General features: G+C 61.8%; 17 protein-coding genes and 2 tRNA genes. 9 read left to right on the top strand and 10 right to left on the bottom strand.

What is annotated here, in order from left to right; genetic code table 11:
• Window positions 1–2 precede the first annotated feature (2 nt).
• From ACJO2E_RS13345 to rluC, 3 genes are read right to left on the bottom strand one after another with little or no spacing between them, the layout of a single operon-like run.
• A complete protein-coding gene (locus ACJO2E_RS13345; RefSeq protein ID WP_406964452.1) occupies window positions 3–1,004 on the bottom strand; it encodes a S49 family peptidase in 1,002 nt (333 codons plus the stop codon).
• Between the two features lie 54 nt (window positions 1,005–1,058).
• Window positions 1,059–1,709 carry an HAD family hydrolase gene (locus ACJO2E_RS13340; protein ID WP_406964451.1) on the bottom strand — a complete coding sequence of 217 codons (651 nt, stop codon included), beginning with the start codon at window positions 1,707–1,709 and terminating at the stop codon, window positions 1,059–1,061.
• 26 nt (window positions 1,710–1,735) lie between these two features.
• Window positions 1,736–2,755 carry a 23S rRNA pseudouridine(955/2504/2580) synthase RluC gene (gene rluC, locus ACJO2E_RS13335; RefSeq protein ID WP_406964449.1) on the bottom strand — a complete coding sequence of 340 codons (1,020 nt, stop codon included), beginning with the start codon at window positions 2,753–2,755 and terminating at the stop codon, window positions 1,736–1,738.
• Window positions 2,756–3,476: 721 nt separating this feature from the next.
• Between rluC and rne the strand changes: the two genes are divergently transcribed.
• Window positions 3,477–6,767 carry a ribonuclease E gene (gene rne / locus ACJO2E_RS13330; protein WP_406964448.1) on the top strand — a complete coding sequence of 1,097 codons (3,291 nt, stop codon included), beginning with the start codon at window positions 3,477–3,479 and terminating at the stop codon, window positions 6,765–6,767.
• Between the two features lie 75 nt (window positions 6,768–6,842).
• Window positions 6,843–7,382 carry a YecA/YgfB family protein gene (locus tag ACJO2E_RS13325; RefSeq protein WP_406964447.1) on the top strand — a complete coding sequence of 180 codons (540 nt, stop codon included), beginning with the start codon at window positions 6,843–6,845 and terminating at the stop codon, window positions 7,380–7,382.
• A 48-nt stretch (window positions 7,383–7,430) separates the two neighbouring features.
• On the opposite strand, the gene ACJO2E_RS13320 is transcribed toward ACJO2E_RS13325, so the two are convergent.
• Complete coding sequence (locus tag ACJO2E_RS13320; protein ID WP_406964446.1) at window positions 7,431–8,303, bottom strand: PHP domain-containing protein; 873 nt, start codon at window positions 8,301–8,303, stop codon at window positions 7,431–7,433.
• A 62-nt stretch (window positions 8,304–8,365) separates the two neighbouring features.
• Here ACJO2E_RS13320 and ACJO2E_RS13315 point away from each other — a divergent pair, with 62 nt between their 5' ends.
• The 3 genes from ACJO2E_RS13315 to ACJO2E_RS13305 all read left to right on the top strand — a co-directional run bounded on the left by ACJO2E_RS13315 (window position 8,366) and on the right by ACJO2E_RS13305 (window position 10,093).
• Window positions 8,366–8,665, top strand: a complete 300-nt coding sequence (locus ACJO2E_RS13315) for a YciI family protein (protein WP_406964445.1) — start codon at window positions 8,366–8,368, stop codon at window positions 8,663–8,665.
• A gap of 183 nt (window positions 8,666–8,848) precedes the next feature.
• Window positions 8,849–9,556 carry a TIGR04211 family SH3 domain-containing protein gene (locus ACJO2E_RS13310; RefSeq protein ID WP_406964444.1) on the top strand — a complete coding sequence of 236 codons (708 nt, stop codon included), beginning with the start codon at window positions 8,849–8,851 and terminating at the stop codon, window positions 9,554–9,556.
• A gap of 234 nt (window positions 9,557–9,790) precedes the next feature.
• Window positions 9,791–10,093 carry a PilZ domain-containing protein gene (locus ACJO2E_RS13305; RefSeq protein WP_406964443.1) on the top strand — a complete coding sequence of 101 codons (303 nt, stop codon included), beginning with the start codon at window positions 9,791–9,793 and terminating at the stop codon, window positions 10,091–10,093.
• A 58-nt stretch (window positions 10,094–10,151) separates the two neighbouring features.
• On the opposite strand, the gene rraA is transcribed toward ACJO2E_RS13305, so the two are convergent.
• Window positions 10,152–10,628 (bottom strand): ribonuclease E activity regulator RraA, encoded by a 477-nt coding sequence (gene rraA, locus ACJO2E_RS13300; RefSeq protein WP_406964442.1) that lies wholly within the window; start codon window positions 10,626–10,628, stop codon window positions 10,152–10,154.
• Between the two features lie 40 nt (window positions 10,629–10,668).
• The gene (gene ppsA, locus ACJO2E_RS13295; protein WP_406964441.1) at window positions 10,669–13,041 is read right to left on the bottom strand and encodes a phosphoenolpyruvate synthase; all 2,373 of its coding nucleotides are present in this window, start codon (window positions 13,039–13,041) and stop codon (window positions 10,669–10,671) included.
• Window positions 13,042–13,232: 191 nt separating this feature from the next.
• On the opposite strand from ppsA, the gene ppsR reads away from it, so the two are divergent.
• Window positions 13,233–14,048 carry a posphoenolpyruvate synthetase regulatory kinase/phosphorylase PpsR gene (ppsR, locus tag ACJO2E_RS13290; protein ID WP_406964440.1) on the top strand — a complete coding sequence of 272 codons (816 nt, stop codon included), beginning with the start codon at window positions 13,233–13,235 and terminating at the stop codon, window positions 14,046–14,048.
• A gap of 55 nt (window positions 14,049–14,103) precedes the next feature.
• On the opposite strand, the gene ACJO2E_RS13285 is transcribed toward ppsR, so the two are convergent.
• Complete coding sequence (locus ACJO2E_RS13285; protein WP_406964439.1) at window positions 14,104–17,028, bottom strand: insulinase family protein; 2,925 nt, start codon at window positions 17,026–17,028, stop codon at window positions 14,104–14,106.
• Window positions 17,029–17,220: 192 nt separating this feature from the next.
• Here ACJO2E_RS13285 and ACJO2E_RS13280 point away from each other — a divergent pair, with 192 nt between their 5' ends.
• The 3 genes from ACJO2E_RS13280 to ACJO2E_RS13270 all read left to right on the top strand — a co-directional run bounded on the left by ACJO2E_RS13280 (window position 17,221) and on the right by ACJO2E_RS13270 (window position 20,033).
• Window positions 17,221–17,817 (top strand): hypothetical protein, encoded by a 597-nt coding sequence (locus tag ACJO2E_RS13280; protein WP_406964438.1) that lies wholly within the window; start codon window positions 17,221–17,223, stop codon window positions 17,815–17,817.
• 215 nt (window positions 17,818–18,032) lie between these two features.
• Window positions 18,033–19,046 (top strand): response regulator, encoded by a 1,014-nt coding sequence (locus tag ACJO2E_RS13275; RefSeq protein WP_406964437.1) that lies wholly within the window; start codon window positions 18,033–18,035, stop codon window positions 19,044–19,046.
• Window positions 19,047–19,184: 138 nt separating this feature from the next.
• Window positions 19,185–20,033, top strand: a complete 849-nt coding sequence (locus ACJO2E_RS13270; RefSeq protein ID WP_406964780.1) for a 6-pyruvoyl trahydropterin synthase family protein — start codon at window positions 19,185–19,187, stop codon at window positions 20,031–20,033.
• A gap of 391 nt (window positions 20,034–20,424) precedes the next feature.
• On the opposite strand, the gene ACJO2E_RS13265 is transcribed toward ACJO2E_RS13270, so the two are convergent.
• From ACJO2E_RS13265 to gltX, 3 genes are all read right to left on the bottom strand, one after another.
• Window positions 20,425–20,500 (bottom strand) — tRNA-Glu (locus ACJO2E_RS13265).
• A gap of 7 nt (window positions 20,501–20,507) precedes the next feature.
• Window positions 20,508–20,583 (bottom strand) — tRNA-Ala (locus tag ACJO2E_RS13260).
• A gap of 112 nt (window positions 20,584–20,695) precedes the next feature.
• Window positions 20,696–22,180, bottom strand: coding sequence for a glutamate--tRNA ligase (gltX, locus tag ACJO2E_RS13255; RefSeq protein ID WP_406964435.1), 1,485 nt, complete (start codon window positions 22,178–22,180; stop codon window positions 20,696–20,698).
• Between the last annotated feature and the right edge of the window lie 122 nt (window positions 22,181–22,302).

Here is a 22,302-nt window from a genome sequence, read left to right as displayed (position 1 = left end):
ACCTAGCGAAGGTCGAAGCGGGAGCCCGCCAGCTCGGTGCGCAATGCACTGACAATGGAGACACCCAGCGCATCGGTGAACTGCTTGAAAGGCGACGGCTGGACGGTGTAGTCCACCAGCTCTTCCTCGCCCACAAGCTCACGGGCCACCCAGGAGGTGCTGCCGAGCCCATCCACCAGCCCCAGCTCCAGGGCCTGCTCCCCGGTCCAGACCAGGCCACTGAACAACCGCTCGTCATTCGCCAGGCGCTCACCACGCCCCTTGCGGACATACTCGATAAACTGCTCGTGGGTATTCTTCAGCACATCCTGCCAGAAGGCCACTTCACCAGGCTCCTCCGGTGAGAACGGGTCCAGGAACGCCTTGTTCTCCCCGGCGGTATAGAGCCGCCTCTCAACCCCGGCCTTGTCCATCAGGCCGGTAAAACCAAAGCCTCCGGACACCACGCCAATGGAACCCACCAGGCTGGCCCGGTTGGCGTAGATCTCGTCCGCCGCCGCCGCGATGTAATAGGCACCGGAGGCGCCCATGTCGCTGATAACCGCGTATACCTTCCTGTCCGGATGCTCTTCCCGCAGACGGACGATCTCATCATAGACATAGCCCGCCTGTACCGGGCTGCCGCCAGGGCTGTTGATGCGCAGCACCACGGCCCGGGCATTTTCCGCCTCAAACGCCCGCCGCAGCGCCCCCACCAGGTTGTCGGCACTGGCATGGGTATCCGAGGCGATGGTGCCATTCACCTCTACCACCGCGGTGTGGGCCTCCACCCCCGCAGTATCCAGTCCGCCCGTCAGCGGCGCCCGGAACATGAAGAGCAACGCGAAGAGATAGAGGAACGTCAGGATCTTGAAGAAGATACCCCAGCGGCGGCTCCTGCGCTGCTCAGCCGTCAGCGCGCCCACAAGCTTTTCCAGGGCCTGCGAATCCGTCACCCCAGACGACCGTGGCGCCTTGCGGACCGGATCGTCACCCCAGCCCTCGGATGAATTCCATTCTGACATGCACTACCTCTCCGTTTTTTGTTGAGGTACCGGGTAAACCGGCGCCATCCAGACTCAGACCAGCTTCAGCGCCTCGCGCAGTTCGCGTACATTGCCCGCCACGAACACCGGATCATACCGGCCCAGTTCATCGCGTTTGTGAACACCCCACTCCACACCAATCGACGGCATGCTGATACGGCGCGCCATATCCAGATCATATCGGGTATCGCCGATCATCACCGCGTCGTCGGGCTCAATATCGAAATACTCCAGGATCTCCACCAGCATTTTCGGATCCGGCTTGGAGCGGGTCTCATCGGCACAGCGGGTGATATCGAAATGCGGTCCCAGACCACTGGAAACCAGTGCCGAGTCCAGCCCCCGCCGGCTTTTGCCCGTGGCCACCGCCACCTGGCGCCCGTCCAGCTTCAGGTCCGCAACCACATCGGCCATGCCATCGAAGACGTTCTGCGGCAGGGTCTTCCGGGCGAAGAAATACCGGGCATAGCCTTCCCGGATGGACAGCATCTCGTCCCGGGAAATACCGGGGTACAGTGCTTCCAGGGCCTCCGTCATGCCGAGGCCAATAATATCCCGGTAGGCCTCCCGCTCCCGGGCCGGGAAGCCCAACTCAACGGCGGCCTGGTGGAGGCTGCCCGCAATGTGCTCCACGGAATCCACCAGGGTGCCGTCCCAGTCAAAAATCACTACCTTATACGTCATACCTGTTCCGTCCCAGGGTTACTGCATTATCGATCCAGCCCGCCGAGAACCGCGGCGAATGACTCGTCGTAAGGTGCCTCCAGGCGATGCCACTGTTCGCTGCCCGGCAGCCGGAATTCCAGCGCGCGGGCATGGAGCATCAGCCGGTTCCCGCCGACACGCCGGAAGGCACGCTGGCTGGCCGCATCCATATACTTGTCGTCACCGGCAATCGGATGACCCGCACTGGCACAGTGGACCCGTATCTGGTGGGTCCGCCCGGTCACCGGCGATGCCTCCACCAGGCTATAACCCTGCCATACCTCCAGTGTCCGGTAGCGGGTCAGGGAGGGCTTGCCCTCCACGTCCACACGCACGCGCCGCTCCCCATTGGGCATTTCATAGCGCAGCAGGGGCTCGGATACCTCCGTAACCCCCTCCGGCCAGTGCCCGCTGACCAGGGCATGATAATGCTTGCGCACTTCACGGCGGCGGAGCTCATCCTGCAGGAACTTCAGGGACGATCGCTTCTTTGCCACCATCACCAGACCGGAAGTATCCCGATCAAGCCGATGCACCAGCTCCAGGAAGTGCGCTTCGGGGCGTGCCGCCCGCAGCACCTCGATCAGGCCAAAGCTGAGGCCGCTACCACCATGGACAGCGATGCCGGACGGCTTGTTCACCACCAGCAATTCGTCGTTCTCGAAGACCACCGCGTTTTCCATGACCGCCTGCACCCGGTCCCCGGGGATGGAACTGGTCGGCCGCTGCGGCTTCACCACCGGCGGGATCCGCACCTGATCGCCGGCCTGCAGGCGGGTATCCGGCTTCACCCGGCCCTTGTTGACCCGTACTTCACCCTTGCGCACGATCCGGTAGATCTTCCCCCTGGGAATGCCCCTTAGGCGGGCCATCAGGAAGTTGTCCAGTCGCTGGCCGGCCATGTCCGGCTCCACGGTAATCCACTGGACGCCGGTGGGCTGCTTGCCCGTGTCGTTACGGGATTCGCTGGCATACCCGGTGCGCCGCCGGGGCCTCGCGGATTGACTGCGCTGGGGAGATGCCATATCGGGAATGGATTCCTGAAGGGTGCGGGATTGATGAGTCGGGGCTTTGCTGCTATATTCCGGCATGCTTTTCCGTTTGTCTACGGCCCGGCCAACATGCCGACCGCCGGAGCGGTTGAAGTATACAGAGACTGACCGGGAGTTTGAATGCCCGATACCCTGACAACCGGGTACTCGCCAGGGCAACCAACACGGCAGAAGCAGACAGAGAAATCCGGGTGCCAGCAGGCCCGCTAACCAGGCGACCTGCCATGAACACCCGCAACCCGACCGGCCCTGTATGATCAGCCGGGCGGGCAACTTGGTAATACCAGGCCCGGGAGCGTCAGCCGGAAATCGGCGGACCACCCGTTCCAGCACCATAAGCGACGGTGCCAATGGAAGACCGGGCATGACAGTAACCACGCAGGGAACCCTGCGGGAAACGCGAAGATTTACACCAGCACGCCGGGCCGGGCCGTCCAGATGACGAATATGACATGAGACCCAGGCACCAGCGTGAACCGAAAGATACGTAGCATGCGTCGACAGAAACTGACTCCATACACCCCTTCCCTGCCAGCAGGCACGGGCGGCGTATGGTTCGGACCGGAACAGGGCGAACGGCTCACCGTTCCCGCCTGACCATTCTGATGGCCGGGGCTTGCCCGTCCATACGCGGTTGCGCTTCGTGAATACCCGCGGTTTCCTGTCTAACTAATTGACAGGAATCATCTTTTCCATGAAAAGAATGCTCATTAATGCAACTCACCCCGAAGAGTTGCGCGTAGCACTGGTCGATGGCCAGAAGCTGTTTGACCTGGACATCGAATCCTCCACCCGCGAGCAGAAAAAAGCCAACATCTACAAGGGTCGCATCACCCGAGTCGAACCCAGCCTGGAAGCCGCCTTCGTGGACTTCGGCGCCGAACGCCACGGCTTCCTTCCCCTCAAGGAAATCTCCCGGGATTACTTCCGCAAGCCCCCCGGCCAGATCGAAGGCAAAATCAACATCAAGGATGTGGTCTCCGAGGGACAGGAAATCATTGTCCAGGTGGACAAGGAAGAGCGCGGCAACAAGGGTGCAGCCCTCACCACCTTCATATCCCTGGCCGGCCGCTACCTGGTGCTGATGCCCAACAACCCCCGCGCCGGCGGCATCTCCCGTCGTATCGAAGGGGAAGAGCGCGCCCAGCTCAAGGACGCCCTGAACGAAGTGGAAGTGCCTAAGTCCATGGGCATCATCGTGCGTACCGCCGGCATTGGCCGCAGCGCCGAGGAACTGCAGTGGGACCTGAACTACCTGATCGCCACCTGGGACGCCATTACCGGCGCCGCCAAGGACCAGAAAGCCCCCCGCCTGCTGCACCAGGAAAGCAACGTTATCATCCGCGCCGTGCGCGACTACCTCCGCCAGGACATCGGCGAGGTGCTGATTGACTCCCCAGGCGTCTACGAGAACGTGCTCGGCTTCGTGCGCCAGGTGATGCCGTCCTTCGAGAACAAGATCAAGCTGTACGAGGACGAGATTCCCTTGTTCAGCCGCTACCAGATCGAGGCCCAGATCGAGACCGCCTTCCAGCGAGAGGTGAAACTGCCCTCCGGTGGCTCCATCGTGATCGATCCCACCGAGGCCCTGGTCTCCATCGACATTAACTCTTCCCGGGCCACCAAGGGCCAGGATATTGAGGAAACCGCCCTGCAGACCAACCTGGAAGCGGCGGACGAAATCGCCCGCCAGCTCCGGCTGCGGGACATGGGCGGGCTGATTGTCATCGACTTCATCGACATGACCCCGGCCCGTAACCAGCGGGAAGTGGAACAGCGCGTGCGCCAGGCCCTTGAGCTGGACCGCGCCCGGGTCCAGGTGGGCAAGATATCCCGCTTTGGCCTGCTGGAAATGTCACGCCAGCGGCTGCGTCCCTCCCTGGGCGAGACCCGCAGCGAAGTCTGCCCCCGCTGTAGCGGCCAGGGCACCATCCGGGGTATCGAATCCCTGGCGCTGAGCATCATGCGCCTGATCTTCGAGGAGGCCTCCAAGGACAAGACCGGCGAGGTTCGCGCCGTGGTACCGGTGTCCGTGGCCACCTTCCTGCTCAACGAGAAGCGCAAGCAGCTGGCGGATATCGAAGCCAGGCAGAAGGTGGAAATCCTTGTGGTTCCCACCCCCCACATGGAAACACCCCACTTCGAGATTATCCGGTTGCGCGACGATGAAACCGGAGAAAAGGTCTCCAGCTATCATGTAGCTGATGAATACAGCGCCCGCGAGGAAGAGCAGGTGGACGCCCAGGTGTCCCGCGAAGCACCTCCCCGCGAGGAAGCCGCAGTGAAGTCCATCCGCCCGGCGGCCCCGGCACCCAAACCTGCCGCGGCCCAGGAAACCCAGACCGAAGACGCCGGTGACGAGGGCATGTTCCGCAAGCTCTCCCGCAAGATCGCCAACTTCTTTGGCGGTGAAAGCGTCGAACAGGACCAGGAGCGATCCCAGGGTACTGGCGGAAACCGCAACCAGCAGGGCCGTCAGGACCGTCGCAAATCCCGTGTCGCCCGGGATGACCGTAGCGAAGGCGACAAGCGCCAGGGCGGTGATCGTCGCAGCCAGGGGCCCCAGAACCGGGATGACGATAGCCGGGGCGGCCGCAACCGGAATCGTAACCGTAACCGCAACCGTCGCTCCGGTGACAACCGCCAGGACCAGCAGGGTGGTCGGGATACCCAGTCCCGGGACAGCAGCCGGAAAGGCGCGCCCCAGAAAGACGGTGGCAAACCGGATGATCGCCGCGGCGGACAAGGCCCCAAAGGCGGTAAGGGCAAGGATGACAGCCAGGGTAAGAAACCCCAGGGTCGCCAGGACCAGCCCAAGTCCGAGAAGGACAGCGGCCAGGACATAGGACCCGACAAGGGACCGGACAAGGCTCAGGGCAAGCCCGAGAAGAGCGACAGGCCCAAGCGCAATCGCCGCAGCCGCAACCGCGACGGCTCACCGGCAGAGACCCCGGCCACCACGCCAGCCAGCCGCAAGGCCGAGCGTACTGAAAAACATCAGGGCGAGCCGGCGGACCGGGAAACCGGCCGGGCTTCCGCTGCACCGGTGAAGCCCGGGGACAAGCCTGATAGCGGGGAGCCCCGTAGCCAGAGTGTTCCGGAACAGAAACAGCCGGCAGCGGCGGATACCCGAACCACGGACAGCAGGGACGCTTCCGACCGGAAGGCCGAGGCAGGCAAGACTGAACAGCCCGCCCAGGGCGCCGGGGACGGGGACACCGACAAGAAATCGGCGGATACCGAAGCTAAAGCGAAGGCACCGCAGACGGAAGACGACAAGTCCGGCCCAGGCGCTGAGGCGAAGGCCGAGAGTACTGCCGCCACTGCCGCAAGCGCCGACGGCAAGAAGGCTGACGCCGAAAAACCGACTGCCGCCCCCGCGGGGAAGGCGCCGGACGGCAAGGCCCAGGACAAGACCGCTGCATCGGATGACAAACCGACCACACCGGTCACCGATGAGACGCCCGGGCAGGCGGACGCGGAGCCTGCTGAAGCGGAACGCAAACAGCCGGACGTACAGTCTGAAGGCAAGTCTGATGCCGACCAGGAGGCTCCGTCGGAGCCCGGCAAGGATTCGGGCAAGCCGGCACGCAAGCCCAGGCCCGAGAACAAACGGGCAGCCCGGGCAGAGGATGACGGGGGCCAGCCGACGGCTGACCCGAAGGCATCCGAAGCCACTGCTCCGGCCGAGGAAGACAGGGACACCAAACCGTCGACCGACTCAGGCGCCAGCCAGGAAGAGAAACCGGCCAGAAAGCCGGAGCCGGCACCGACCGCCGAACAGGGCGATAACAAGCTGGCGGAAGAGGCCGCGAAGTCTGAGCCCAAGGCTCCGGAAGCGCCTGTCACCCCCGGTCGCGCCTACAACGATCCGCGCGAAGTGCGCAAGCGCCAGCGCGCGGCAGAAGCCGCCCGCAAGGCACAGGCCACGGAGAGCGCGGATTCGGGCAAAGACGGTGACGGGACCAGCAGCTCTGGCCAATAAGCGTTGAAAAATTCACGGATACCCATCTAAGGTATCCGTGAGACCCCACCATGGCCGTGCGCCAGGAGCAGTTGCATGCTGAATAACGACGAGATCGAAGCGCTGGAAGACATTCTCTTCGCAGATCCCTGGGGAGAGGAATCACTGGATTTCTTTGGCCTTCATGGCGTCGTATGCGCCAGCGTGGTAGGTCCCCAAACCCTGGACGCCGCCGAGATCTTCCGGCTGGCAACCGGTCAGGAGTCGGTGGCACCGGACGATGTGCCGGAGGTGTTCGCCCGCCTTACCGACCAGTTGGCCCAGGGGCTGGCGCACTCCCTGGACATGGGACAATCGCTGGAATTACCGGAACCGGAGGACGGCGACCCCATGAATGCACTGGAAAACTGGTGCGCAGGGTTTGTCGATACGTTCCTGGAGCATGAGGAAGCCTGGCTGGAGGAAGACGAGGCGGAAACCGCCGAGCTGATGGTTCCCATGCTGACCCTGTCGGGCCTGTTCGACGACGAGGACTTCCGCAAGGCCCGGGAGGACGACAAAGTCGCCCAGCAGATGGCGGATGCCATTCCCGACACCCTCACCGACCTGTATCTGCAGTTCCACGCCCCGGATTGAACCGGGGCCGGGTGTCTCACGGGGCACCCACCTGTTTCGCTGAACGCCTCAGGCCGGGGCGTTCCGAAACCGGTCCCACACCGGTGTCAGCCCCTCCGGCAACCCCGGGATCCGTCCCAACTCACACCAGCTTGCACCCGGAAAGTGAAAGTCGCTGCCACGGGATGCCAGCAGTGACTCACGTCGGCACAACTCCGTCAGGAACCCCAGATCCCCGCTGGACTGACCGGAGGTAATCACTTCAATGCCCTCCCCGCCCGCAGCCATGAAGTCAGCGACCAGCTCCCTGAGCCGGGTGGCGGTCAGTTTGTATTTGCGGGGGTGGGCCACAACGGCAATGCCACCGGCGTCGGTGATCCAGCGGACCACCTCGGACAGCTCCGGCCAGAAGGCCTTCACGTCGCCCGGCTTGCCGCTGCCAAGGTACTTCCTGAAGGCCTGGGCGGAATCCTTCACCAGACCGGCTTCCACCAACGCCCGGGCAAAATGGGGGCGACCGGGCACATCCCCCTGGGCCAGCCCGGTGGCGCTGTCCAGGATACCCTCATCACAACCATTGACATGCCTGGCCAGCTTTTCCGCGATTCGCCGGCCCCGTTTCCAGCGGTTGGCCTGCTGGCCCGCCACCCGCTCCAGGAATTCAGCATTGTCCAGATCCATGTCCAGACCCACGATATGAATCGTATGCTTGCGCCACACACAGGAAAGTTCGATACCATTGATCAGCTGGATATTCGCCTTACGGGCCGCACCACGTGCCTCGGCAATACCGTCGACGGTATCGTGGTCCGTTAGCGCCAGATGGGTCACCCCCTTCTCCGCTGCACGCGCCACCAGTGCTGACGGGCTCAGGGCGCCGTCCGATGCGGTACTGTGGCAATGGAGGTCAATGCAATGGCTGGCGTGCTGGGTTATAGTCACTGGCTTTCCTGAACATCCGGTTTAAACCGACAGTCTACCATGTTCATCAACGGAGACCTGCCATGTACTACGCCATCATCAGCGAAGATGTCGAAAACAGCCTGCCCCTGCGAAAACCGGCACGACCAGCCCACATCGGTCGCCTGGAGGCCCTGCGGGACCAGGGCCGGCTACTGGTCGCCGGCCCCCATCCGGCCCTGGATACCACGGAACCCGGTGACGCCGGCTTTACCGGCAGTCTGGTAATTGCCGAGTTCGAATCACTGGAAGCAGCCCGCCATTGGGCGGACGCCGATCCCTACGTAGAGGCCGGTGTGTACCAGCGGGTCACTGTCAAGCCGTTCAAGGCCGTGCTGCCTTAATCCGGAAACCCGTTCCCGCCTGCCGGAGAATGAGCGTTTTGTAATAGCCGGCTACTTGATCAGGGGGATGTATGTGACAAAATTGCCGGTTTGGGAGCCCCGGAAACCCTCTCGCCCCGTGCGTCAGGATGACGGGCTCCCGATGTTCCAATAACCCGGATTCCAACTGCCAGGATTCATGCTGTGATAGCCCGAGCTGTAACCACCCGTGCCCTTTCCCGTATTCGCTACCTGATCCTGCCCCTGGCCCTGTTGATGGTGGTCACCGGCGTTGCCCAGGCACGAACCGTCTATATCGACGACACCCTGTATGCCCCGGTAAGGAGTGGCCAGGGTAACCAGTTTCGTGTGCTCCACAGCGGCCTCCGCAGTGGTACCGCCGTCACCCTGCTGGAACAGAACGAGGAATCCGGCTACAGCCGGGTACGCACCAGTCAGGGCCTTGAGGGCTGGCTTCCAACCCGTTACCTGACCAACCAGCCCATCGCCGAGGACCGGCTGGAAGCGGCCAACCGGGAACTGGAACAGACCCGCGCCCGGCTTGAGGAACTGCAGTCGCAGATGAGCGAGGTATCCGGAGAGCGGGACCAGCTTTCCTCCCGGGAACAGGCACTGGAACAACGGGTGGAGGAACTGACGGCTGAACTGGAGGAAATCCGCTCGGTCTCCGCCAACGCCCTGAACCTGGATCGCCGCAACCGGGAACTGCAGGAAAGCAACCAGAAGCTCAAGAACGAGGTGGAAGTACTCACCGCCGAGGTGGAACGCCTTGAGGCCAAGAGGGAGTCCGACTTCATGCTGCTGGGTGCCGGCCTGCTGATCCTGGGCATGTTCATCGCAGTCGTTCTGCCCTGGCTCAAACCCACCAAGAAACACGACACCTGGGCCTGATACCTGTCAGGCCTTTTGTCGTGACCAGCATCCAGTCATGTCACCAGCCACCCCCTTAAAGGGACTCCAGACACCAGATATGGGCACTGGATCACTCCCCTAACACCAAATCTATGGTCATATACCGTTGTTATGACGTCAGGTTCTTTGACCAATCGGCACATAACCGCTAAAAGGACTTATAGGGGCTTCGGGATACCGGAGCCTCCCAAACCAGATCAGGAAGGGGTAGTCATGTCGATGACCATGAGGGATTACTCGGAAAAGCGCGACTTTCATCGCATGCAGGTTAACTCAGCGATCGAGATAACCGACGGTGAAGGCCGCTCATTCAGTGGCATCTGCCGCGACCTCAGCGGTACCGGAATGCAGCTTTACGTGGAGGGCTATATTCCGGAGGGGGCGACGCTACACACCCTGCTCCCCTCAACCAGTGACCAGTTCCCGCCGTTCGAGACCGAGGTACGGGTACTGCGCACCGAGCCTGAGGGCGATGGCCACCTGCTGGGGGTGGCGATCGAAAAGGTCAGACATTAACGAAGAAGGCCCCGACAGCATCTGCCGGGGCCTTCTTCGTTAAGCCGGGCAACTGATTTCAGCCCAGCTTTTTCTCCGATACAACGATACCGTTGTTATCGGCGTAGACGTACTGTCCCGGCTTGAAGGTGACGCCACCAAAGGTGACCGGTACGTTCAGGTCGCCGATGCCTTTCTTGTCGGTCTTGCGGGGGTGCGTTCCCAGGGCCTGCACACCCAGTTCGGTCTTGCGGATCACATCCACATCACGGATGCAGCCGTAGATGATCAGGCCAGCCCAGCCGTTGGCCGCCGCCTTTTCCGCCAGCATATCCCCCAGCAGCGCGGCGCGCTTTGAGCCGCCGCCGTCGACGACCATCACACAGCCGTTACCGGGCTTCCCCACCTGCTCCTTGACCACGGAGTTGTCTTCGAAGCACTTTACGGTGACCACTTCGCCACCGAAGGCATCAATGCCACCAAAGTTCTGGAAACCAGGCTCCACCACCTGGACCTCAGGATAATCGTCACAGATATCCGGGGTTACGATGTCCACGTTGTCAGTCTCCTTCTATCCAGTATTGTCAGAACCGTGATCAATCGAGTTTTTCGTCCGCCAGGAAGAACCAGGTATCCAGCACCGAATCCGGATTCAGGGACACCGTGTCGATGCCCTCGTCCATCAGCCACTTGGCCAGGTCCGGATGATCCGACGGCCCCTGACCACAGATACCGATATACTTGTCGGCGCGCTTGCAGGCCTGGATCGCGTTGGACAGCAAGGCCTTGACCGCATCGTTCCGCTCATCGAACAGGTGCGCGATGATGCCGGAGTCCCGATCCAGCCCCAGGGTAAGCTGGGTCAGGTCATTGGAGCCGATGGAGAAGCCGTCGAAGTGCTCCAGGAACTGGTCCGCCAGCAGCGCATTGGCCGGCAGCTCACACATCATGATGACCCGCAGCCCGTTCTCACCCCGCTTGAGGCCATTCTCCGCCAGCAGGTCGACCACCTGGCTGGCCTCGCCGACGGTACGGACGAAGGGCACCATGATTTCCACGTTGGTGAAGCCCATTTCGTCACGAACCTTGCGCAGTGCCCGGCATTCCAGCTCGAAGCAGTCGCGGAAGGTGTCTGAGATGTAGCGGGACGCGCCGCGGAAGCCCAGCATGGGGTTTTCCTCGTCCGGCTCGTACAGGGTGCCGCCGATCAGGTTGGCGTATTCGTTGGACTTGAAGTCCGACAGGCGCACGATGACTTTCTTCGGATGGAAAGCCGCCGCCAGGGTTGAGATACCCTCCACCAGCTTGTCCACGTAGAAATCCACCGGTGACGGGTAACCGGAGAAACGTTTCTCGACGGTCTGGCGGATGTCCCGGGGCAGGCTGTCGTAGTTCAGCAGGGCCTTGGGATGGACACCGATCATCCGGTTGATAATGAACTCCAGGCGGGCCAGACCAACGCCCTCGTTGGGCAACGCCTGGAAGTCAAAGGCCCGGTCCGGGTTACCCACGTTCATCATGATCTTGAACGGAATGGCGGGCATGGACTCCACGGTGTTCTCCCGCAGCTCGAAGTCCAGGCTGCCCTCATAGATCAGGCCGGTATCCCCTTCTGCACAGGAAACGGTTACTTCCTGCCCGTCCTTCAGCACTTCGGTGGCGTCACCACAACCGACGACGGCGGGAATGCCCAACTCCCGGGCGATAATCGCCGCGTGACAGGTACGGCCACCACGGTCGGTAACAATGGCGGAGGCGCGCTTCATCACCGGCTCCCAGTCCGGGTCAGTCATGTCGGTGACCAGCACGTCGCCGGCCTGTACCTTGTCCATATCCTTGATGCTGTCCACCACGCGAACAGCACCACTGCCGATCTTGTGGCCGATACTGCGGCCCTCGACGATCACCTTGCCCTGCTCATTCAGCAGGTAACGCTCCATGACGTTGGCGGCGGCCCGGCTCTTCACGGTTTCCGGGCGGGCCTGGACGATGTAGATGCGACCGTCGTCGCCGTCCTTGGCCCACTCGATATCCATGGGCCGGTCATAGTGCTTCTCGATAATCATGGCCTGCTTGGCCAGTTCGGTGACTTCCGCATCGTCAATGCAGAAGCGATTCCGATCGTCCTGCTCCACTTTCACGGTATCGACGAAGTGCTCGGCGTCCTTGTCTTTCGAGTAGACCATCTTGATGGCCTTGCTGCCCAGGTTGCGACGCAGCACCGCCGGGCGGCCGGCCTCCACCGTGGGCTTGTGGACATAGAACTCATCCGGGTTAACGGCGCCCTGAACCACCGTCTCGCCCAGGCCGTATGAAGCAGTGACGAAGACCACATCCCGGAAACCGGATTCAGTGTCCAGAGTGAACATGACGCCACTGGCAGCGGTCTCACTGCGCACCATCTTCTGGATACCAGCCGACAGGGCTACCAGCTTGTGGTCAAACCCGTGGTGTACCCGGTAAGAAATGGCGCGGTCATTAAAGAGGGAGGCGAATACTTCCTTGACGGATTTCTTGACCTGGTCAAAACCCACCACGTTCAGGAAGGTTTCCTGCTGCCCGGCAAAGGAGGCGTCCGGCAGGTCTTCCGCAGTTGCCGAGGAGCGCACGGCAACCGCCAGGTTACGGTTGCCATCCTGAAGCTTGATAAAGGCCTGCTCCAGGTGCTTTTCCAGATCCGCGGGGAACGGCTGCTCCAGCACCCACTGGCGGATATCCGCGCCCACCCGGGCCAGTTCGTTGACGTCATTGATATCAAGGGCATCCAGCGCTTCGTCAATGCGATCACGCAACCCGTCCTTGGCCAGGAACTCCCGGTAGGCGTGAGCCGTGGTTGCGAATCCACCTGGTACGGATACCCCGGCGTTGGCCAGATTGCTGATCATTTCGCCGAGCGAGGCATTCTTGCCCCCTACCCGCTCAACATCTGACATCCCCAGGTTCTCAAACCAGATAATGTAATCTTCCAAAGCGCGTCTCCCTTGGTTCAGTCGAGCAAACAGCAAAGAATAGAGGAGCGCTCATCCCCTGTAAATCCATGCGCGTACTGTCTGAAAAGGCTGCACGGCAAGGCCCCGGGAATGATAAGGTTGCTCCTGACTTTCGAATTTGGCGTGTATCATACTGTAACCTGCGACGATTACCTAGGGAACCTCTGCTCATGAAACGCACCGCCTTCTTTATCTCCGATGGCACCGGCCTTACGGCCGAAGCACTGGGCAACAGCCTGCTGGCCCAGTTCGAGAAAATCGAGTTCGAACGGGTCACCGTGCCCTACATCGACAACAACGAGACAGCGGAAGCCATGGTGGAGCGCATCAACGAGGCCGCCCGGGTCGACGGTGTGCGCCCACTGGTGTTCGACACCATTGTGCAGGCGGACATCCGGGAGATCATCAGCAAGGCCGACGGCTTCATGGTGGATATCTTCGGCACCTTCCTGAATCCCCTGGAGCAGGAACTCCAGTCATCGTCCTCCTACACCGTGGGAAAATCCCACTCCATTGGTAACGAAAGCACCTACGAGAAGCGGATCCATGCCGTCAATTTCGCCCTGGACAATGACGACGGTGCCCGCACCCGCTACTACGACGAGGCGGACCTGATCCTGGTAGGCGCCTCCCGCTCCGGCAAGACACCCACCTGCCTGTACCTGGCCCTGCAATACGGCGTGAAGGCGGCCAACTACCCGATTACCGAGGAAGACCTGGACGGCCAGCAGTTGCCGGAGGTGCTGCGCCCGCACCGCACCAAGATCTTCGGCCTTACCATCGACCCGGAACGGCTCGCGGTGATCCGTAACGAACGGCGCCCGAACTCCCGCTATTCGTCCATCAAACAGTGCATGCACGAAGTGGAGGAGATCGAGACCATGTACCGGCGAGAACGCATTCCCTACCTGAACACCACGGCCTACTCGGTGGAGGAAATCTCCACCCGCATCATGGTGACCACCGGGCTCAAGCGTCTGCGTTAGAGGAAGGCTGCCCGTCCCCGCGCAGTGCTACAGGCGCGGGGACGGGCGGTAGGCATCAGAGTTCGCGGATATCCAACCCGAGACGGGTGACGCCATCCCGGTTGTCATGGCTGGTGATCACCGCCGTACTGGCCTTCTCGGGACGCAGCCAGTCGCCAGCCACCCGCCTGAGATCATCCACAGTAACCGCCAGCACCCGCTTGCGGAAACGCTCCTGCTGTTCCGGGGAACGACCAAACAGACGGCTGTGGAAGGCGTGACGGGCTTCGCCCGCCGGCGAGCGCGGCTTGTCGAGCTGGCTGATCACCCCCAGCACCGCCTCTTCAAGCTCCTGTTGACCGTGGTCGGTCTCCTGCAGCCACGCCAGCGAGGCGTCAAAGTCGTCCAGGGTCTCGCCCAGGCGCGGATCCCGGTAGGAGAAGAAGCGGAAGGTGCCGTTGACGTTATCCTGCCCGGCGCCGCCACCATAGGCACCGCCCTGCTCCCGGATCGCCCGGTGCAGGAAGCCATTGCGCAGGAAGCCACCCAGCACCGTCAGCGCGGCGGCATCGGGATGATCCGGCGCCACCGTGGGGTAAGCCCGGGCACAGAAGTTCACCTGGGTTGAGGTGAGCCAGGCTTCCCTGGTGTCATAGCTGACCGGCTCTATCTGCCACTGCTCACCCCGGGTCTCCGGCGCTTCCGGCCAGAGACCGCTGACACCCTCGGCCATGGCCTCCAGGTGCTCCTCCTCGGCCACCAGCAGGAACTGGCGCTGCTGCTGGCGGAAACGCTGGTGCAGGCCGGCCAGGTCCTGGCACAGCTTGTCCAGCGCGACCTCGTCGTTAAGGGTATCGTCCAGTTCCTTGGTGGCCTTGATGCCCGCCAGGCCAGCCAGTCGGAAGGACAGCCAGGCGCCGGGGCTATGGCCCTGGGAAGCGGCACTCATGGCCAGACCATGACCACTACCGGTCACCGCCTGCTCCCGGCGGGCGCGGATTTGCGCCACCAGTTCACGGATACGGCCCTTCTCGTCGAAGCGGGCATTGTCGTACACATCCCGCAACAGCTCCGACAGCGCCTTGCGGTTCCTGGCCAGGGCCTTGCCGCTGAGGATCATGTAACCATCCAGGGTCTGCACGTCGTCGATACTGCCACGGGCAGAAACACTGGCCCCAATCCCGCCACTGCAGGCGGAGATCCGGTCCTGCATCTGCAGGTAGTCCAGGCTTCCACAGCCCACCTCGGTGAGGATGGTGGTGTACAACGGCAGCATCAGCAATTCTTCCCGGGATAGGGTCGGCAGCCGGAAGATCGCCTGTTCGTAGACCAGCCCGTTGGTGCCCTGGGCATAGAGGGCGGCGGGGAAGGCGTCCAGCTCACGCCCCTCCGGCATGTGAGTCTTCAACGGTACGTCGCTCAGGTCCACCTTGGGCAGGATGGAGTCGTCGTCCTTGCGATGCTGACGCTCCTCCAGGGCCCGGGCGCGTTCGACGATCTGCTGCCTGTCCTCCTCACTGAGTTCCGCCTTGCGACGGGCCAGGGCCTCGCGGATGGCTTCCTGGCGACGGTTCTCAAGCTGGTCGTCGGGCCGCAGGGTCAGCGTGACCCGGTGGGGGTTGTCGATCAGCAGGCGGCGGATCAGGCCGGGCACATAGCCGGGATCGCGAATCTTCTCCCGCATGGTTTCCAGCACCGGCTCCAGATCCAGCAGCTCCACCGGATCACCGCCATGCACCATGGGGGAAATGGCTGACATGATCAGTTGCAGGCCATAGGGGAAGCTGTCACCGGCTATCTCCCGCTGGTGCAGTTCCAACTGGTGCAGGATGGCTTCCAGGCGTTCCTGGGCAATGCCTTCCTCCACCACCTTTTTGAGTACGCCGTCGATCAGACTTTCCAGATCATCCCGGCGTTCCGGCTCGGTGCCCTCGATACCACAGACAAAGGTCATCTCCCGGTTGGAATCTTCCAGTCCGCACATCGGCGAGGGTGCCGCAGCGATATCCGTGGTCTCCAGGGCATGCATCAGCGGGGAGGCACTGTTTTCCAGGAGTACGCTGGCCACCAGCTGCGCCTCCAGGTTCTGCTGCAGCTCAAAGCTGTGGCCCAGCAGCCAGCCCATCACCATATGGGTCTTGCGTTCGGTGGGCTCGCCGGCGCTGACGGCATAGCCCTGCTCCACCCGCAGCGGCGAGAACAGGCGTTTCTCGTCCCGCACCGGCAGGTCCACTTCCAGGGCGTCAAAGCGGGACAGGGCCAGCTCTTCAAAGCGGTCATGATGCTCCCGGGCCGGGATATCGCCATAGGTACAGAAGATGGCGTTGCTGGGGTGGTAATGGTGCCGGTAGAACGCCAGCAGGTCGTCGTACCGCAGGTCCACGATATGATCGGGTTCGCCACCACTGTTGTAGTGGTAGGTGGTGGTCTGGAACAGGTGGCTGGACAGGTTCTGCCAGAGCTGGGAAGTGGGGGCGCTCATGGCCCCCTTCATTTCGTTGTACACCACACCCCGGTATACCAGCGGGCTGCTGGGATCGTCCGGTGTCTCGAATTCCAGCCGGTGACCTTCCTGGGCAAAATCCAGCGGATCCAGCTTGGAGAAGAACACCGAGTCCAGGTAGACGGACAGCAGGTTGTCAAAGTCCTTGCGGTTCTTGCTGGCAAAGGGGTAGGCGGTCCAGTCGCTGCTGGTAAAGGCGTTCATGAAGGTGTTCAGGGACCGGCGGATCATCATGAAGAACGGGTCCCGTACCGGATAGCGCTCGCTGCCGCACAGGGCCGTGTGTTCCAGGATATGGGCCACGCCGGTGGAGTCCATGGGAAAGGTCCGCAGGGCCACAAAGAAGACGTTCTCGTCATTGTCCGCCGCCATGTGCAGGTGCCGGGCACCGGTCTTGCGGTGGACATACTCTTCCATGGTCAGGTTCAGGGCCGCGATGGGATGGCTGCGTACCTTTTCGAAGGCAGGGTGTACATTGGACTCATTGCGATCAGTCATTCAGTCGTTGTCCCGTCTGGCAGAATAGTCTTATGTAGATTATCACGGTATCCTCGGTATCACGGAGGGTAACCATGACGCCGGATGTGACCGGTCGCGGATCACCGCCGTGAGATTTCCCCTATGATGGAGGCGGGGAGGCTGATTGAAAAGCCCCGCCCGGCGACGTCCCAGATTGAGGAAACCGAGACCATGTCGGAAACATCCAGCCAGTTGACGGACTATTCCCCGCAGGCCCGGGCTGACAGCACCCCACGGATGGACACGCCGTCGCGGCCCCAGGCGACGAACAACGGCGTCGCTGCGACGGCGCCTTCCCGCAGGAAGGCCGACAGGCCCGCCCGGAGCGGAGACCGTCCACGGGTTCCCGATTCCACCGACTACCACAATGAACGCCGCCGATACCTGGCCCGGGCCAGACGCTCCCCTGGCTTGCGCCAGCGCTATATCCGCAACCTGCTGGCCTACCTGCTGCTTCGGGGTGCCTGGTCGTTCGGCTTCTTCCCCGTTGTCCTGGCCTTCTGGGTACCGCTGGTGCTCGCTGAGTTCAATCCGGTGGTGATGGTTCAGTCACTGCTGCCCCACCTGGAAAGCTTTGTCCTCTCCAATCCGGAGGTGCAGGCACGCACCATCAGCATGCTGTTATCCGGCTGGCTGTCCGTGGGTCTGTTCTTTTTCCTGTTCGACGTGATCATCAATCCCTTCAAGTCTCCCTTCCAGCGGGAAGCCGATATCCACATGCGGGCCTGGTCCCAGAGCCAGGGCCTGGTGCCACCGGACGAAATGTGATCCAGGTTGCAATCGGCAAGATTCCGCCCATCACTTTGTAACATTTTGTATCAATATCGGGGTAAACTGATCGGGCGATGGCCAGCCACCGGACAGGAATGCCGGTCGCCTGGCGAACCATCGCCCCTTAGGTATTTGATGCCCCGGGGGCCCGGCGCCCTCCCCTTGTCGCCGGGTCTCAGGGGCATCCGGTGGCCAATCCAGGAGATAGCCCCATGGACATCAAGAACGCGCTGCTGGTGGACGACTCAAAGGTTGCACGATTTACCCTGAGCAAGCTCCTGAAAGGCAGCAACATGGAAGTCAGCATGGCCGGTTCCGCCGAGGAGGCGCTGGACCTGCTCAGCAACTCCCAGCGCCCGGACGTTATCTTTATTGACCACCTGATGCCCGGCATGAACGGCGTGGAGGCCGCCAGGGCCATCCGCAACAACCCCGGCACCGCCCATATCCCCATTGTGATGTGCACCTCCGGCAAGTCCGCCGAATTCGAGCAAACCGCCCGCGAGATGGGAGTGGACGAAATCCTTCCCAAGCCGCCGGCCCCGGACGGCGTCTCAAGGGTCCTGGAGAAACTGCGCAGCATGCCGGAAGCCGAGCCGGTAACGGTCAGCGAGGAAAGCCAGGTGCCACCGGCCAACGATCCCGATATCCCCCTGCTCAGCGCGGACCAGGTGGCCATGGCCGCCCGGGCCGAGGTCAAGACCCAGATAAGCGAACAACTGCACGAGCGCCTGACGCAACTGTTCGATGACCAGGTGGGCTACCTGCGCCAGGGCATGGACGAACACAACGACCAGCACACCACCCTGGTCAACGAAAAACTGGATGCCCTGGAGGCCATCCTCGATGCCCAGCAGAAGGCCATCGCCAGGGCGGTAACCGCCGACGTAAACACCCTGCTGGACAAAACCCTGGAAAGTTTCCAGAAGGACCTGCTGAAGACCATGGACCGGATGATCCGGGACCGGAACGATCACCTGAAAGAAGAGCTGGACCGCCAGCGGGACCAGGACCAGGCTTTCTGGAAGTCTCTCCAGGCGGACACCCTGCACCAGGCATCCGAGGCCTCGAAGCAGCAGGCCGAACAGGTGGCCCGGCATCTGGATGACCTGACGGCCAACCGCCGCCGCACATCCTCCCGCAAAGCCTACCTGACGGTGCTGACCCTGAGCCTGGGCGTGGTGGGCCTCAGCGTTGCCTGGATGACCGGACTGATCCCCCTCTGAAGCCCCCGTTTCGGAGGTTCCTGACACGACGGGTTATCCCGGCGGCAGCGAAGTTTGATAGAATGCGACTGGTGTCCCGTTTGGTTAATTCGCGGACCTACTGAGCCAATGATCGCTGTCTTCCTGCCGGATGAATCCATGAACCACCTGTTTATCGACAACCTTACTGTCATCGATTTCGCCTATCTCGATCGCCGGCGTGGCCTGGTGGGAGAGAGCTGGATTGCCGATATCGTGCTCGGTGGCGAGCTGGATGAGCAGGGCATGGTGTTCGATTTCGGCAATGTGAAGCGCACCATCAAGCGGGTCATCGACGAGCGGGTGGACCATCGTCTGGTGGTGCCCGCCAATGCGCCCTGCCTGCACCGTGGCGACAGCCCCGGCAAGCTGACCTGGCAACTGGATGGTGGTAGCCATCTCCGTCATGAAGGCCCCGAGCAGTCGGTGGTGCTCCTGGACCATCATGAAGTGGTACCGTCCGCCGTGGCCCGTCTTCTGGAGCAGGAACTGAAGGCGGTGCTGCCCGCCAATGTGACCGCCGTGGAAGTCACACTGCGTGAAGAGCTGATCGAAGGGCCCTACTATCACTATGTCCATGGGCTGAAGAAGCACCTGGGCAACTGCCAGCGTATTGCCCATGGGCACCGATCCCCGATCCGTATCGATATCAATGGCCGCCACAGTCCGGAGCTGGAGAAGCACTGGGCGCAGCAGTGGCAGGATATCTATATCGGTACCCGTGAGGATCTGAGTCAGAGTTGGTCGGATGCGGACGGCACTGAGTACGTGAGCTTTCAGTACGATGCCGAGCAGGGGGAATTCCGGCTGACCCTGCCCCGTCAGCGGGTGTGGCTGCTGGAGACGGATACGACGGTGGAGCTGATTGCCGCCTACCTGGCCGACGAGATCAAGAAGGACTATCCGGCTGATGAGGTGCGGGTGAAGGCCTTTGAAGGTGTTGGCAAGGGTGCCATTGCTGTTCGCTAGACTTTGGGCCCCAGACCTCACTTTATGGGGGCTGGAGCCGGGGCGGTAAGGCTTTTCCGGACACGCCCGGCAAGTACGTCCATGTAGGGCTCGACGGTCCGGAAAAACCTCCCCACCCCAGCTCTATCCAACCTTTGAGTTAACTCCCACGTCTGAAAGAGGCCAGTGGGGAAGGTTTTTGAGAACCGTGGAGCGCCAGGGATGGCGCTCGTCGAGCCCTACATGGACGTACTTGCCGGGCGTGTTTTCAAAAATCTTACCGACTGGGCTCCTGCCCCAAGATCGCAGTCTTGTACGAACAAGAAACACCTAAAATCGTCCAGACACAAAAAAACCGCCCGAAGGCGGTTTTGATGCTGGCAACCCGGTGGACTAAACCGTGTTGCCAAATTGGCGTCCCCTAGGGGGTTCGAACCCCTGTTGCCGCCGTGAAAGGGCGGAGTCCTAGGCCACTAGACGAAGGGGACTAGAAATTGGTGGAGCCAAGCGGGATCGAACCGCTGACCTCAACACTGCCAGTGTTGCGCTCTCCCAGCTGAGCTATGGCCCCTCAACGGCTGCGTATATTAAGGATCCGCCCGGGGGGCGTCAACACTTGGAACACATTTTTTTCAGTTTTCTGAACATCCCTGTCCAGAACGTTCAAAACGCCACCAGATCGTTCATTCTGCAACCAGCGCGGCGTACTCTTTCTCCACCCGCTTGGTTTCCTTCTTGGAAAAACCACCCAGCACATTCAGGGCATGACGCAGGCGTGCCCGGGTCATGTCGGGGCCCAGCAGGGCCATGGAATCCATAACCGACCAGGAATTGGGTGTGCCGGCAATGGCCACAAAGATGGCGAACATGAAGTCGCCCATCTTCAGCTCCATGGCCTTGGCCAGGCCCTTGATGTCGGCAAAGATATTCTCCTTGCTCCAGTGGCGCTGAGCCTCCAGCTTCCACAGGGCGAACTGCAGCACCCGCTTGACCTGGGCCTCTTCCAGCTTGTTGTGGGCGAAGTCCTCGGGGGACAGTTCCAGCATGCCCGAAAACATGAACGAGGCCATGGGCGCCACATCCGAGAACACCTCCGCCCTGCCCTTCACATGGGGCACCAGGGCCCGCAGGGCATCCTCGTTGAACCACCACTGGCGCAAACGCTCCACAAACTGATCGTCGGAAACATCTTCCCGCAGCCACAGACCGTTCAGCCAGCGCAGCTTTTCCACATCGAATACCGGGCCGCCCAGGGACACGCGGCTGATGTCGAAGTGCTCCACCATCTCATCCAGGGTGAACTTCTCCCGCTCGTCGGGCATGGACCAGCCCATGCGGCCCAGGTAGTTGGTCACCGCCTCCGGCAGGAAGCCCATCCGCTCATAGAAGTTGATGGAGGTGGGGTTCTTGCGCTTGGACAGTTTGCTCTTGTCCGGGTTACGCAACAGCGGCAGGTGGCACAGTACCGGCATGTCCCAGCCGAAGTACTGGTACAGCAGTTTGTGCTTGGGTGCCGAGTTGATCCACTCCTCACCCCGCAGAACATGGGTGATCGCCATCTGGTGGTCATCCACCACGTTGGCCAGATGATAGGTGGGCATGCCATCGGACTTCAGCAGGATCTGGCAATCCACCTGGGCCCAGTCGATCTCGATGGTGCCGCGAAGCATATCGCCTATCTCACAGACGCCCTCATCCGGCACCTTCATGCGGATGACATAGGGCTCGCCGGCTTCCAGGCGACGCTTCACTTCCTCTTCCGGCAGTTCCAGGTCACCCTTGATGCCCGGATTTTCGCCCCGTGCCTTGCGCTCCTCCCGGATAGCATCCAGCTCTTCCGGAGTACGGAAGCAGTAGAAGGCATGGCCCTTCTCCACCAGCTCCATGGCATAGCTGGCGTAGGAGTCCTTGCGTTCGGACTGGCGATAGGGACCGTGGGGACCACCAACGTCCGGCCCTTCATCCCATTCCAGCCCCAGCCAGCGCAGGGCACGCAGGATATCCTGCTCCGATTCCGCCGTGCTGCGGGCCTGGTCCGTGTCCTCAATACGGAGGATAAACTGACCGCCGTGCTGGCGGGCGAAGCACAGGTTGAACAGGGCGACAAAGGCCGTGCCCACATGGGGATCACCGGTGGGCGAAGGGGCAATTCGGGTACGTACAGTCATTAATGGATCCTGCCTGACGCAGTGGATGAATGGAAAGGCGCCATTATACCGAGCCTGCACTGAATTCCCATGGACCGCAGCGGCATGGCACGACTTCCAAGACAGATTCATCTGTTATATTA

The sequence above is a fragment of the Marinobacter shunpengi genome (assembly GCF_045449695.1).
Classification (GTDB): Bacteria; Pseudomonadota; Gammaproteobacteria; order Pseudomonadales; family Oleiphilaceae; genus Marinobacter.
The sequence above is the reverse complement of the archived record's forward strand: the minus strand, read 5'-3'. Positions and strand labels throughout refer to the sequence as shown.

Bases quoted from the DNA above. Each gene is read 5' to 3' on its own strand.
- ACJO2E_RS13345 (WP_406964452.1), bottom strand. From the start codon at position 1,004: ATGTCAGAATGGAATTCATCCGAGGGCTGGGGTGACGATCCGGTCCGC.
- ACJO2E_RS13340 (WP_406964451.1), bottom strand. From the start codon at position 1,709: ATGACGTATAAGGTAGTGATTTTTGACTGGGACGGCACCCTGGTGGAT.
- rluC (WP_406964449.1), bottom strand. From the start codon at position 2,755: ATGGCATCTCCCCAGCGCAGTCAATCCGCGAGGCCCCGGCGGCGCACC.
- rne (WP_406964448.1), top strand. From the start codon at position 3,477: ATGAAAAGAATGCTCATTAATGCAACTCACCCCGAAGAGTTGCGCGTA.
- ACJO2E_RS13325 (WP_406964447.1), top strand. From the start codon at position 6,843: ATGCTGAATAACGACGAGATCGAAGCGCTGGAAGACATTCTCTTCGCA.
- ACJO2E_RS13315 (WP_406964445.1), top strand. From the start codon at position 8,366: ATGTACTACGCCATCATCAGCGAAGATGTCGAAAACAGCCTGCCCCTG.
- ACJO2E_RS13305 (WP_406964443.1), top strand. From the start codon at position 9,791: ATGTCGATGACCATGAGGGATTACTCGGAAAAGCGCGACTTTCATCGC.
- ppsR (WP_406964440.1), top strand. From the start codon at position 13,233: ATGAAACGCACCGCCTTCTTTATCTCCGATGGCACCGGCCTTACGGCC.
- ACJO2E_RS13285 (WP_406964439.1), bottom strand. From the start codon at position 17,028: ATGACTGATCGCAATGAGTCCAATGTACACCCTGCCTTCGAAAAGGTA.
- ACJO2E_RS13280 (WP_406964438.1), top strand. From the start codon at position 17,221: ATGTCGGAAACATCCAGCCAGTTGACGGACTATTCCCCGCAGGCCCGG.
- ACJO2E_RS13275 (WP_406964437.1), top strand. From the start codon at position 18,033: ATGGACATCAAGAACGCGCTGCTGGTGGACGACTCAAAGGTTGCACGA.
- ACJO2E_RS13270 (WP_406964780.1), top strand. From the start codon at position 19,185: ATGAACCACCTGTTTATCGACAACCTTACTGTCATCGATTTCGCCTAT.
- gltX (WP_406964435.1), bottom strand. From the start codon at position 22,180: ATGACTGTACGTACCCGAATTGCCCCTTCGCCCACCGGTGATCCCCAT.